The sequence below is a fragment of the Alistipes sp. DJF_B185 genome, assembly GCF_964250025.1.
Classification (GTDB): Bacteria; Bacteroidota; Bacteroidia; order Bacteroidales; family Rikenellaceae; genus Alistipes; species Alistipes finegoldii.
Genome location: NZ_CAXUDY010000002.1, coordinates 33,547 through 46,063, shown reverse-complemented (window position 1 = coordinate 46,063; position 12,517 = coordinate 33,547). Strand labels below are relative to the sequence as shown.

Genomic DNA, 12,517 nt, shown 5'->3' with positions numbered 1-12,517 from the left:
CCGCTATTGAACCGCCGAAAAAAACACTCCGCAACGAATAGTTGCGGAGTGTTTTGATATTGGAAAATACGAATTATCGTTTTTTGTCGATGAGTTCAATGCCCTGCCGGGTCGCCGCGCCGCGCAGAATCGTTCGGCAAAAGAGGTAAACCTCCTCTCGCGTGGCGTTGTTGAGCCGCAGTTCCAGAATCGTCTCCAGTATGCGGTCCGCAAAACCTGCGGCTTCGATTTCGGGAAGCAGCAACCCCTCCTCCTTGCTGGCTTCGAGGTGGTGTGCCAGTTCGCGGCGCCAGAACTCGCGGTGTTCGTCGAAATGGTCCGCATAAATTATTTTATGGCGCAGGTCCGACAAGAAACTGCTTTCGACCATGTAGAGGTTGGCGATATATTCGTACGCCAGCTTGAAAGTCCGCTGCAAGGCACTGCCGCTGCGCCGTTTCCGGTACGTTGCAATGCGTGCGCGCTGCTGGCTGCTCATAGAGTCGAGACAGGAGCTTATCAACTCGTCTTTATCTGCGAACATTTCATACAGGGTGCGCTTGGAGATACCCAGCGTCTGGACGATCTCATCCACCCGGACGGCACGGATGCCGTTCCGGGCGATGAGAGTCTGCGTAATGCGGATGATCTCCTCCTTGGTCGCTCCCCGCTTCATTATTTCGCCTCCTCAGCCATGTCACGACCGCCGCCGAGAGCCTGATAGAGGTTCACGACGCCTTGTATTTCGTCGAAGCGGTCGGCTATCTGAGACAACTGGGCCGAAAGCAGTGACTGCTGGGCGGTCAGCACTTCCAGATAGGTCGTGCTGCTATGCTTCATCAGCAGTTCCGTGCTCTCCACGGCGCGCTCCAGCGCTTCGATCTGCTGTACCCGCAGATCGGCCTTCGCGCGGGCCGACTGGCACTGCGTAAGGGCGTTGTTCACCTCTGCGCCGGCGTTGAGCAGCGCCTGCTGGAACGCCAGCTTGGTCTCCTCCTGCTGCGCCTTGGCGATCTTCACGCGGGCGCGGTTGGCATTGGCGTTAAAGATCGGCTGCAGAAGCGATGCCGCTGCCGACCACAGTATCTTGCCGGGATCCTTGATCCCCATGCCGCTGTTGTTGGTCCAACCGAGCGTGCCGCTCAGCGTGATCGTGGGATAAAGGGCCGAACGTGCTTCGCTGGTGGCGTAGTAAGACTGCATGAGCGAATACTCGGCGCTGCGGATGTCGGGACGGTTCGAAAGCATCTGTACGGGCACGCCCACCGTCAGGTCGTCGGGCAGCCGCTGTCCTTCGAGCCGGCCGCGCTCGATCTGATGCGGGCCTTCGGCCAGCAGCGTGCAGAGACTGTTCTCGGCCATACGGATCTGGTATTGCAGATCGTGCAGCGACGCTTCGATCGAAAGACAGGTGCCTTCGTACTGGGCGACGGCGGCTTCGTTGGCCATGCCGGCCTCCTTCATCGCCCGCATCGTGCGCACGCTCTCGCGCCATTTCACGGCGGTCTGCTCGGTTACCTCATATTGCCCGTCGAGCATCAGCAGCGTGTAATAGAGGTTTGCAATGCCTGAGATCAGCTGCGTCTTCACGGCCTGCTCGTACTCCCGGCTCTGGGCGTAGAGCGCTTTGGCTTTGCGCTTGGCATTGGTCAGACCGTTGAAAATGTCGATCTGCCAGCTTGCCGTCACGGGAATGTTGTAGGTTTTCGACGGCGTCGCCCAGTCGAAACTGCTCAGGTTGCCCTGCGGTGCGAAGTTGAACGACGGCAGGTAAGCCAGACGCGCCGATTTAAGCGTCGCCTCGGCCTCCTTTACCCGCCACTGCGCCGACTGCAGGTCGGTGTTGTTCTCCAGTCCCTGCCGGATAAGCGTCTGCAGGTAGGGATCGGAAAACATCTCTTCCCAGCCGATATTGCCGATCGTCATCGTATCGGCGGTTTCGGCCGTGCCGTAGAGTCCGTCGGTTTTCACTTCGGGACGCGTATAAGGCTTGTAGATGCCGCAGCCGGTCATGGCCGCTGCGGCCAGTATGATAATAAGCTTTTTCATCTTGTTACTCTTTCTCGTTTTTACACTCCTCCAGCTCGGCGCGCACGGCCCACTGCGGATCGGGATCGAACTCCAGCGGCTTGACCTTCTCCTGCAGGGTCTGGAAGACGATGAACAGCGTCGGTACGAGGAACAGCAGCGCCAGCGTTCCGACGATCATACCTCCCACGACACCCGAACCGAGGGTGGAGTTGCCGTTGGCGCCCACACCGTGCGAGAACACCAGCGGAATCATACCGAATACGCAGGTGAGGACGGTCATCAGGATAGGACGGAGACGGGCCTTGGCGGCGGATACGGCGGCCTGCGTGAGGCTCATGCCCGCGGCGCGTCGGTCGGCGGCGTACTCCGTAATCAGGATGGCGGTCTTCGAAAGCAGACCGATCAGCATGATGATACCCGTCTGCAGGTAGATATTGTTCTCCAGCCCCATCATCTTGGCGAAGAGGAACGAACCCAGCAGACCGCACGGCACGGAGAGAATGACGGCGAACGGAATCAGGAAGCTCTCGTACAGAGCGCTCAGGATGAGGTAGATCAGCAGGAGACAGATGCCGAAGATGATCGTCGTGTTGCTGCCTGTCTGCGCCTCCTCGCGGGTGATGCCGTCGAAGTCGTAACCGTAGCCTTTCGGGAGCACCTGCGCCGCGACTTCCTGAATGGCGCGGATGGCGTCGCCCGACGAATATCCGTCGGCGGCGGTGCCGTTCACGGCGATCGAGCTGTACATGTTGAAGCGGTTGAGCACTTCGGAGCTGTAAACCCTCGTCAGGTCCACGAACTGTCCCAGCGGAGCCATCTCCCCGTTGTTCGTACGCACGAAGACGTTATTGAGCGACTCGGTGTTGAGACGGTATTTCGGGTCGGACTGAATCGTCACATAGTACATCTTCGAGAAGCGGTTGACGTTCGAAACGTACTGGCCGCCGTAGTAACCCGAAAGCGTCGAGAGAATCGCGTTGGGCGATACGCCGGCGCGTTTGGCCTTCGCCGCGTCGATGCTTACGACGTACTGCGGGAAGTTGATGTTGAAGGTCGAGTAGGCCATTGCGATCTCCGGACGCTGGTTCAGCGCTCCGATGAACCGCAGGTAGATGTTGTAGAAGTCGGTCAGGCTGCCGTCCGACTTATCCTGCAGGTGCATGGAGAAGCCGGTCGAGGTGCCGTAACCCGAAATCATCGGCGGCGCCACGGCGAAGATCTGCGCGTTCTTGATATCGGCCGTGCGTCCGTAGATCTGACCGATGACCGCGTTTACCGCATCCGTTTTTTCGGGACGTTCCTCCCAATCCTTCAGCTTGATGATACACATACCGTAGGACGAGCCCTGACCGGCGATCATACCGTAGCCGGCCACCTGCATGAAGTCCCTGATCTGGGGAATGGCCTTGATGCGGGCGGAGACCTCTTCCATGACCTGATGCGTTTCGGCGAGCGAAGTGCCCGGAGCCGTCGTGACGTTGACCATGATCGTACCTTGGTCCTCGTCGGGCACCAGACCCGTCTTCGTGGTGTTCATCAGTAAGACAAGGGCGGCGAACGCCAGTCCGAGCGTGGACCACATCAGCCATTTGTGCTTGATGAAGAGCAGTACGCCGTGCTTGTATTTGTTGATCATGGCGCTGAATCCGCTGTTGAAAGCCTTGCGGAAGCGTGCCGCGAAGTTGTCGCGCATTTCGCCGTTCTCGTCGAGATACGGTTTGAGGAGCAGTGCGCAGAGGGCCGGGGAGAGCGTAAGGGCGTTGATCGCCGAGATACCGACGGCCACGGCCATCGTGATACCGAACTGCGTGTAGAATACGCCCGACGTTCCGCCCATCATGGCTACGGGAATGAACACGGCCATGAAGACCAGCGTCGAGGTGATGATCGCCGAGGTGATACCCGACATGGCGTCGATGGTTGCCATATAGGAGGACTTATATCCCACGTCGAAACGCGCTTGGACAGCCTCCACCACGATAATGGCGTCGTCGACGACCGTACCGATGGCAAGGACGAGCGCGAAGAGCGTCAGCAGGTTGATCGAGAATCCGGCCACCGAGAGGAACGCGAAGGTTCCGACCAGCGCCACGAGGATCGAGATCGTGGGGATCAGCGTCGAACGAATGTCCTGCAGGAAGACGTATACCACGAGGATAACGAGCAGGATGGCTTCGATCAGCGTCTTGATCACTTCGTTGATCGAGGCGTAGAGGAAGTCGTTCACGCTCTGCAGGTGTGCGATGGCGACGCCTTTGGGCAGTTCGCTTTCGACCTCTTTGAGCAGTGCATTGATCTCGTTGACGACCTGCGTGGCGTTCGAACCGGCGGTCTGGAAGACCATCGTGCTGACGCCCGGATGGCCGTTGGTGTAGCCCTTGTAGGCATAGGATTCGCTGCCCAGTTCGATGTCGGCGACGTCTTTCAGGTGCAGGATCGTACCGTCGGGTTGTGCGAGGAGTACGATTTCCCCGAATTCCTCCGGAGTCATCAGACGTCCGCGGTACTTCATCGTATACTGGAACGTGTTCTGCGAGTTTTCACCCAGCGTACCGGTTGCCGACTCGATGTTCTGCTCGGCGAGGGCCGCCGTTACGTCCGACGGGATGAGCTTGTACTGGGCCATCACGTCGGGCTTGAGCCAGATACGCATCGAGTAGTCGGCTCCCAGCGTGAAGGCTTCGCCGACGCCCGTGATACGGAGAACGCGCGGCTCGATGTTGATCTTCAGATAGTTCGACAGGAACGTCTCGTCGTAGGAGTCGTCGGGGCTGTAAAGCGAGAATATTTTCACCATGGAGGTTTGGCGCTTCATGGTGGTCACACCGATCTGCGTCACCTCCGAGGGCAGCTGTCCGGTAGCGCGCGATATTCGGTTCTGCACGTTGACGGCGGCCATGTCGGCATTGATTCCCTGACGGAAGTAAACCGTTACGGATGCGCTGCCGACTGCGGCGCTGGAGGTCATATAGGTCATGTCCTCCACCCCGTTGATAGCTTGTTCGAGCGGTACGATGACCGATTTCTGGATGGTCTCTGCGCTGGCTCCCGGATAGGAGGCGTGCACCATCACCGTCGGGGGAGCGATGTCGGGATACTGCTCGACGGGCAGCGTCGCGAGACCGATAAGACCGGCGATTACGATTACGATGGATATGACCGACGCCAGTACGGGTCGTTCGATAAAATGTTTCAGTGTCATAGGTTATTCCTCCTTTTCGGTTTGGGTTGCGGCCTCAGGAGCTGTCTGTGCTGCGGCGCCCTGCCCCTTGACGACAATGGGCGTACCTTCACGCAGCAGACCTACGCCTTCGGCAACGATCACGTCGCCCGGCGTAAGTCCGGACTTGACGATATACTCTCTGCCGTTGTTGATCTTCTCCACGTCGATCATCGACGATGTGGCTTTGCCGTCCTCTACCTTATATACGTATACCTTGTTCTGCAGTTCGAAGGTCGCAACCTGCGGTACGACTACGCAGTCTTTGTGGATGTTGGGCACGATCACGCTGCCGGCGCCGCCGCTATGGAGCAGGCCGTCCGCATTGGGGAACACGGCGCGCAGCTGTACGCTGCCCGTCGAGGTGTCGATGACGCCGCTGATCGACTCGATGCGGCCCGTCCGGTCATAGACCGAACCGTCGTTGAGCACCAGCCGTACGTCGGGCATGTTCTTGAGCGTGTTGGCGATCGAACCGTACTGACGGGTCAGGTTGAGCAGCTGGTTCTCGGTCATCGAGAAGTAGACGTATACGTCCGAGTTGTCCGATACGGTCGTCAGCGGCTTCGAAATCGATGCGCTTACCAGCGCGCCGACACGGTACGGCAGGGTCCCCACCACGCCGTTGGCCGGAGCCTTCACGACCGTATAGGAGAGGTTGTTGGCGGCGTTTACGCGCTGCGCTTCGGCCTGCGCGAGTTGGGCCTTGGCAGTCAGCAGCGTGTTTTCGGCCGTCAGCAGGTCGTACTGCGAAACCACGTTCTTGGCGTAAAGCTCCTTTTTGCTGTCGTAGGTGAGCTGCGCCGTGGCTACGCCGGCTTTGGCAGCCGCCACGTTGGCTTCTGCGGTCTGCAGCGCCGCTTTGTACGGCACCTGATCTATGATGAAAAGGGGCTGGCCTTTCGAAACGGTCTGACCCTCGTTTACGCAGAGTTCGAAGATGGTTCCCGAAACCTGCGGATAGATGGCGATGTCCTGACGTCCGCGGATGGTCGCCGAGTAGTTGATCGGGATTTCGCGGTCGGTAGTGGCTATGGTCATCACGGCGTATTCCGCGGGGCCCATTGCCGTCGGTGCCTGTCCGCACGAAACGGCTGCCATGAAGCAGGCCATGACGGCTGCTTTCACAAATGTTTGCTTCATAATTCTCCTCTTTTTTAAACTAAAAAAACTTTTTACGGTGCAAAAGTACCGTAAAAAGGCCGACGATGTGCCATTATATTGCGAACAGTGTTGGTGTTTTTCGGAACAAAATTTAGGAAATTAATGAAAAAAGCGTTAAATTTGTTCGAAAAAAGAATTGTTATGTCAGCGACTAACCCCATAATAACCACACCGGAAGAACAGTTCGTCGTCGGAGAGTCCGATTTCGCCTTTTTCGGCAATTATGCGAGCCGCTGCGAAGGCGGGGCGATCCTCTACTGCCGCAAGGGCAGCGCCGACGCCACCGTGAACCAATATTGCGGTCAGGTGCGGCGCAACACGCTGATTCTGGTGCTGCCCGGCTCGCTGCTGATGCTGACCAACCGCACGGAGGATTTCCGGATGACCTTCTGCGCCTTCTCGCGCGACCTTTTCGCCGAAGCCGGTTTCCGTCTCGAACCGTCGTTTTTCAGAATCCTGCGCGAAAATCCGATCACCTATCCGCCCGCCCGCATCGTGGAAGGCGCCAGTACTTGGTTTCAGATGGCCGCATACACCTACCGCGACCGCAACAATGTGTTCCGCAATACGATCATCCGCAACCGCCTGCAGAACGTGCTGCTGGAGATTTACGACAAATTGCAGCGTTACGCCAACATGCAGCAGCAGACGCCCGAAACGACGACGCGCCAGACGGAGCTTTTCCACCGTTTCGTCGCGCTGGTGCACGAACACAGTTCGCAGCAGCGCGAGGTGTCGTTCTATGCCGACAAACTCTGCATTTCGACACGTTATCTCTCGACCATCGTGCGCAATATCGCGCATAGCTCGGCCAAGGAGTTCATCGACCGCTCGGTGCTGCTGGAGATCAAGATGCTCCTGCAGTCGACGGATCTGTCGGTGCAGGAGATCGCCTACCGCCTGCATTTTCCCGACCAGTCCTATCTGGGGCGTTATTTCAAGAAGCATACGGGCGAGTCTCCCACCGAGTACCGCAACACGAAAAAATAAGCAGCCCCGATACCGGGGCAGTTTTTGTTTCGCGCCGTCTGTCGTGTTTGGACCCTGAATTGCAGGGCATGTCGTAAAATACGAAAGATTATGAGCAAGACGATTGAAATTCTTGGGGAAAAGGCCGAATACTACCTTTCCCATGTGTGCCGGACCATCGACAAGAAACTGCTGTATCTTCCCGCGCCCGACACCGTCGACCGGGTCTGGATGGAGTCCGACCGCAATATCCGCACTCTCGGCAGCCTGCAGTGGATACTCTCCCACGGCCGTCTGGCCGGTACGGGCTATGTGTCGATCCTGCCCGTGGATCAGGGCATCGAACATGCGGCCGGCGCGTCGTTCGCTCCGAATCCGGCCTATTTCGATCCGGAGAATATCGTGAAGCTGGCTGTCGAGGGCGGCTGCAACGCCGTGGCTTCGACCTTCGGCGTGCTGGGCGCCGTGGCGCGCAAATACGCGCACAGGATTCCGTTCATCGTGAAACTCAACCACAACGAACTGCTCTCCTACCCCAATTCCTACGATCAGGTGATGTTCGGCACCGTGCGCGACGCTTGGAACATGGGCGCCGCCGCCGTCGGCGCCACGATCTATTTCGGCTCGGAGGAGAGCCGCCGCCAGTTGGTCGAGATCGCCGAGGCGTTCGATTATGCCCACGAGCTGGGCATGGCGACGATCCTGTGGTGTTACCTGCGCAACGGGAGCTTCAGGAAGGACGGCGTCGATTACCACGCTTCGGCCGACCTCACGGGGCAGGCGAATCACTTGGGCGTGACCATCAAGGCCGACATCGTGAAGCAGAAGCTTCCGGAGAACAACGGCGGTTTCCGCGCCATCGGTTTCGGCAAGACCCGCGACGAGGTTTACACGAAGCTGACCACCGACCACCCCATCGACCTTTGCCGCTATCAGGTGGCCAACGGCTATATGGGCCGCGTGGGGCTGATTAATTCGGGCGGCGAGTCGCACGGCGCGTCCGATCTGCAGGAGGCCGTCATGACGGCCGTGGTGAACAAACGCGCCGGCGGCATGGGTCTCATCAGCGGCCGCAAGGCTTTCCAGCGGCCCATGGACGAAGGCATAGCCCTGCTCAACGCCATTCAGGACGTATATCTCGATCCCGAAGTGACGATCGCGTAATAACGGCCCGGCGTATACCGTTTCTATATAAGTAAGAAAAAGATAAAATCGTGCATTATGAAAATAACCTTCTTCGGCACGCAGCCCTATGACCGGGAGTCGTTCGACCGCGCCAACGAGCGTTACGGATTCGAATTCAATTACCACCGCAGCCACCTGAACGGCAACAACACTTCGCTGGCGCAGGGGGCCGATGCGGTCTGTATCTTCGTGAACGATACGGCCGATGCCGCCACGATACGCTCTTTGGCGGCGATGGACGTGAAGCTGATCGCCCTGCGCTGCGCGGGATTCAACAACGTGGACCTGAAAGCCGCGGCGGAATACGGCATTCCCGTCGTGCGTGTTCCCGCTTATTCGCCGCATGCCGTGGCGGAATACGCCGTGATGCTGATGCTGACGCTCAACCGCAAGGTCCACCGCGCCTATTGGCGCACGCGCGACGGCAACTTCTCGCTGCACGGCCTGCTGGGATTCGACATGTACGGCAAGACGGCGGGTATCGTCGGCACCGGAAAGATCGCCCGCGAACTGATCCGCATCCTCAAGGGATTCGGCATGGAGGTCCTCGCGTACGACATCTACCCCGACCCGGAATATGCCGTGCGGGCGCAGATAGAATACGTGTCGCTGGACGAACTTTACCGCCGCTCCGACATCATCTCGCTGCACTGCCCGCTGACCGACGCAACCCGCTACATGATCGACGGCGCCGCCATCGGCAGGATGAAACCCGGCGTCATGCTCATCAATACGGGCCGCGGTCAGCTGATCCACACCGAAGCGCTGATCGAGGGGCTGAAAGAGAAGAAGATCGGTGCGGCCGGACTGGACGTGTACGAAGAGGAGGCCGCCTATTTCTACGAGGACACGTCGGACCGGATCATGGACGACGACGTGCTGGCGCGCCTGCTCTCGTTCAACAATGTCGTCATGACCTCCCATCAGGGGTTCTTTACACGTGAAGCGCTGGATAATATAGCGCACACCACTTTGCAGAATATCAACGATTTCGCTGTGCACCGGGAGTTGCGGAACGAGGTGCGCGCCGAATCGGAAAAAACGATGAACTGAACGATGAAAAAAGTTGTTTTGCTCCGCCACGGCGAGAGCACATGGAACCGGGAAAACCGGTTCACGGGATGGACGGACGTCGATCTGAGCGAAAAAGGCGTCGCCGAGGCCGAAAAGGCCGGCCTGCTGTTGCGCGAGGAGGGCTTTCTGTTCGGGCATGCCTATACCTCCTACCTGAAACGGGCCGTGAAGACGCTCGGCGTCGTACTCGACAAGCTGGATCAGGATTGGGTGCCGGTTTCGAAGAGCTGGCGGCTCAACGAGAAGCATTACGGCTCTTTGCAGGGGCTTAACAAAAAGGAGACGGCAGAGAAATACGGCGACGAGCAGGTGCATATCTGGCGCCGCAGTTATGATGTGGCTCCGGCGCCGCTCGGCGAAGAGGACCCGCGCAACCCGCGCTTCGATCCCCGCTACCGCGACGTACCCGAAGCGGAACTGCCCCGCACCGAGTCGCTGCTCGACACCGTCGGCCGCATCATGCCCTACTGGAAATGCGAAATCCTGCCGGCGCTCGCCCGCCACGACTCCCTGCTGGTCGTGGCCCACGGCAACAGCCTGCGCGGCATTATCAAGCACCTGAAAGGCATCTCCGACGAAGCCATTTCGGAGTTCAATCTCCCGACCGCCGTGCCTTATGTCTTCGAATTCGACGACGGGCTGAATTACGTCAGGGACTATTTCCTCGGCGACCCCGAAGAGATCGCCGCGCTGATGGCCGCCGTCGCCGATCAGGGTCGGAAATAGCACGGCGCGAATTCCGGCGCGGGAAGGTAGAATTCCCGGCCTTCATGTTTTAGCCCCCGCTCATTGCGAGCGGGGGCTTTTTTTCGGCGCGGGTGATGCGATTCTCTGGGGTGGCTCCGGTTGCCGCCGCCTGAATGCGATGATGCTTCGTTGCGGCGTCAGTTTGTCGTCCGGTATTCGTTGGGCGACATGCCGACGCACTTCTTGAACAACCGGGTGAAGTGCTGGGGATAGCGGAAACCGAGCTCGTAGGCGATTTCGCTGATCGACTTCGTTGCGTCGAATATCCGTTCCTTGGCGATGTCGATCACCTTCAGCTGAATGTACTCCTGCGCCGATTTGCCGGTCTCCTTCTTTATCAGGTCGCCGAAATAGTTGGCCGACAGGTGCAGCTGTTCCGCGCACCAGCGTACCGAAGGCACCCCGTCGCGCTGGGGCGTGTCGCCTTTGAAATAGTCGTTCAGCAGCCGTTCGAATCGGGACAGCGCGTCTTTGTTGACCTCGCTGCGCGTGATGAACTGCCGTTCGTAGAAGCGTATGCTGTAGTTGAGCAGCAGTTCGATGTTCGAGACGATCAGCCGTCTGCTGTGCTTGTCGATTGCGTGGTTCAATTCGCCCGTTATGTTCTGTAGGCATTCGAGCACCACGAGCCGCTCCTGCTCCGAGAGATGCAGGGCCTCGTTGGCTTCGTACGAAAAGAAGGTGTATTCGTCCATGCTGCGTCCGAGCGACGTGCCCCGGATCAGGTCGGGGTGGAACAGCAGCGCCCAGCCTTTGGGCTGAAACACCTCGCCGTTGTCCTCGATGCCGACCACCTGCCCCGGTGCGATGAATACGAGCGTTCCCTCCTGATAGTCGTAATAGTGGCGTCCGTAGCGCATGTCGCCGCATTTGACGTCTTTCAGGAAGACGCAGTAGAATCCGTACATGCGCCGGGCGTGCCGGGCCTTCGGGCATTTCGAAAAGTCGATGACGCTGACCAGCGGATGGAGCGTCTCCTGCCCCATCATTTCGTTGTACTGGTAGACGTGCTCCATTTTTACGATCTCGTCCATATGCTTCGATTATTGTTGTCTGTCACAAAGTTAATGCTTTTTTCCATGCCCGCCGCACCTTCGCGGCCGAATCGGTAATAATGGTATGACGAACCGTAATTCGGGTAATGACACGCCGCCGGAATCGCCCTACTTTTGCAGTGTAAAACGGACCCGAACCCGATAAACCGGGAAAACGAAAGGTGGTTTCGTCGGTCGGAAAACGGGTTTGAAATCAATAAAAGGAGAAAAAATGGAGCATAGAATTTTGAACAACGGCGTCGAAATGCCGGTTCTGGGTTTCGGTGTCTATCAGGTCGAAGAGACGGTCTGCGAACAGTGTGTATGCGATGCGATTGCGGCGGGTTACCGTTCGATCGACACCGCTTCGGCCTATCTCAATGAGCGGGCCGTGGGCCGGGCGATCCGGCGGAGCGGCGTACCCCGCGAGGAACTTTTCATCACGACGAAACTCTGGGTGCAGGATGCCGGGTACGAGAGCACGAAGCGGGCTTTCGCCAAGTCGCTCGAACGCCTGCAGCTCGATTATCTCGACCTCTACCTGATCCATCAGCCGTTCGGCGACGTCTACGGTTCGTGGCGGGCGATGGAGGAGCTTTACCGCGAAGGGGCCGTCCGGGCCATCGGGGTGAGCAATTTCCAGCCGGACCGGCTGGTGGACCTGATCCTTCATAACGAGGTGGTCCCCGCCGTCAATCAGGTCGAGACGCATCCCTTCTGCCAGCAGACCGAAGCGGCCGCGGTGATGGCCTCTGAGGGCGTGCAGATCGAATCGTGGGCGCCGTTCGCCGAGGGGCGCAACAATCTGTTCGGCAACGGGACGCTGGTGTCGCTGGCCGCGAAATACCGGAAATCGGTCGCTCAGGTCGTCCTGCGCTGGCTGATCCAGCGCGGCGTGGTCGTGATCCCGAAGTCGGTGCGTCCGGAGCGCATGGCCGAAAATATCGCCGTCTTCGATTTTCACCTCGCGCCGGAAGACATGGATCTGATCGCAACGCTCGACACCCGGCGGAGCTGTTTTCTGTCACACCGCGATCCTGAGACCGTGAAGTGGCTGGGGACGATGAAATACGAGATGGACTGATCGGCAACTGAGGATATGATGAAAACGCGA

The 12,517-nt window shown here is 58.7% G+C and carries 10 protein-coding genes; 5 read left to right on the top strand and 5 right to left on the bottom strand.

All coding sequences use genetic code 11. The features are described from left to right. Window positions 1–73 precede the first annotated feature (73 nt). The 4 genes from ACESTR_RS03370 to ACESTR_RS03355 are packed head-to-tail and all read right to left on the bottom strand — an operon-like array spanning window position 74 to window position 6,373. Window positions 74–655, bottom strand: coding sequence for a TetR/AcrR family transcriptional regulator (locus ACESTR_RS03370; RefSeq protein WP_195290882.1), 582 nt, complete (start codon window positions 653–655; stop codon window positions 74–76). After that, window positions 655–2,028, bottom strand: a complete 1,374-nt coding sequence (locus tag ACESTR_RS03365) for a TolC family protein (protein ID WP_009598125.1) — start codon at window positions 2,026–2,028, stop codon at window positions 655–657. The genes ACESTR_RS03370 and ACESTR_RS03365 overlap by 1 nt, the downstream gene beginning before the upstream one ends. A 4-nt stretch (window positions 2,029–2,032) precedes the next feature. After that, a complete protein-coding gene (locus tag ACESTR_RS03360) occupies window positions 2,033–5,212 on the bottom strand; it encodes an efflux RND transporter permease subunit (RefSeq protein WP_373178820.1) in 3,180 nt (1,059 codons plus the stop codon). A gap of 3 nt (window positions 5,213–5,215) precedes the next feature. Continuing rightward, on the bottom strand, window positions 5,216–6,373 hold the full coding sequence (locus ACESTR_RS03355; protein ID WP_022044728.1) for an efflux RND transporter periplasmic adaptor subunit: 1,158 nt from the start codon (window positions 6,371–6,373) through the stop codon (window positions 5,216–5,218). A 162-nt stretch (window positions 6,374–6,535) separates the two neighbouring features. On the opposite strand from ACESTR_RS03355, the gene ACESTR_RS03350 reads away from it, so the two are divergent. The 4 genes from ACESTR_RS03350 to gpmA all read left to right on the top strand — a co-directional run bounded on the left by ACESTR_RS03350 (window position 6,536) and on the right by gpmA (window position 10,348). Next, complete coding sequence (locus tag ACESTR_RS03350) at window positions 6,536–7,384, top strand: AraC family transcriptional regulator (protein ID WP_009598196.1); 849 nt, start codon at window positions 6,536–6,538, stop codon at window positions 7,382–7,384. A gap of 90 nt (window positions 7,385–7,474) precedes the next feature. Then, a complete protein-coding gene (locus ACESTR_RS03345) occupies window positions 7,475–8,527 on the top strand; it encodes a class I fructose-bisphosphate aldolase (protein ID WP_009598180.1) in 1,053 nt (350 codons plus the stop codon). 57 nt (window positions 8,528–8,584) lie between these two features. After that, on the top strand, window positions 8,585–9,601 hold the full coding sequence (locus tag ACESTR_RS03340; protein ID WP_195559739.1) for a 2-hydroxyacid dehydrogenase: 1,017 nt from the start codon (window positions 8,585–8,587) through the stop codon (window positions 9,599–9,601). Window positions 9,602–9,604: 3 nt separating this feature from the next. Further along, the gene (gpmA, locus tag ACESTR_RS03335; protein WP_009598232.1) at window positions 9,605–10,348 is read left to right on the top strand and encodes a 2,3-diphosphoglycerate-dependent phosphoglycerate mutase; all 744 of its coding nucleotides are present in this window, start codon (window positions 9,605–9,607) and stop codon (window positions 10,346–10,348) included. Between the two features lie 158 nt (window positions 10,349–10,506). On the opposite strand, the gene ACESTR_RS03330 is transcribed toward gpmA, so the two are convergent. Continuing rightward, entirely contained in the window at window positions 10,507–11,403 is an 897-nt protein-coding gene (locus tag ACESTR_RS03330) for a helix-turn-helix domain-containing protein (protein WP_009598129.1), read from the bottom strand. Between the two features lie 232 nt (window positions 11,404–11,635). Here ACESTR_RS03330 and ACESTR_RS03325 point away from each other — a divergent pair, with 232 nt between their 5' ends. Beyond that, window positions 11,636–12,487: an aldo/keto reductase gene (locus ACESTR_RS03325; RefSeq protein ID WP_130062647.1), complete on the top strand. Its 852-nt coding sequence runs from the start codon at window positions 11,636–11,638 to the stop codon at window positions 12,485–12,487. Window positions 12,488–12,517 lie beyond the last annotated feature (30 nt).

Coding starts and splice junctions, on each gene's coding strand:
- ACESTR_RS03370 (WP_195290882.1), bottom strand. CDS start 655: ATGAAGCGGGGAGCGACCAAGGAGGAGATCATCCGCATTACGCAGACT.
- ACESTR_RS03360 (WP_373178820.1), bottom strand. CDS start 5,212: ATGACACTGAAACATTTTATCGAACGACCCGTACTGGCGTCGGTCATA.
- ACESTR_RS03365 (WP_009598125.1), bottom strand. CDS start 2,028: ATGAAAAAGCTTATTATCATACTGGCCGCAGCGGCCATGACCGGCTGC.
- ACESTR_RS03355 (WP_022044728.1), bottom strand. CDS start 6,373: ATGAAGCAAACATTTGTGAAAGCAGCCGTCATGGCCTGCTTCATGGCA.
- ACESTR_RS03330 (WP_009598129.1), bottom strand. CDS start 11,403: ATGGACGAGATCGTAAAAATGGAGCACGTCTACCAGTACAACGAAATG.
- gpmA (WP_009598232.1), top strand. CDS start 9,605: ATGAAAAAAGTTGTTTTGCTCCGCCACGGCGAGAGCACATGGAACCGG.
- ACESTR_RS03340 (WP_195559739.1), top strand. CDS start 8,585: ATGAAAATAACCTTCTTCGGCACGCAGCCCTATGACCGGGAGTCGTTC.
- ACESTR_RS03325 (WP_130062647.1), top strand. CDS start 11,636: ATGGAGCATAGAATTTTGAACAACGGCGTCGAAATGCCGGTTCTGGGT.
- ACESTR_RS03345 (WP_009598180.1), top strand. CDS start 7,475: ATGAGCAAGACGATTGAAATTCTTGGGGAAAAGGCCGAATACTACCTT.
- ACESTR_RS03350 (WP_009598196.1), top strand. CDS start 6,536: ATGTCAGCGACTAACCCCATAATAACCACACCGGAAGAACAGTTCGTC.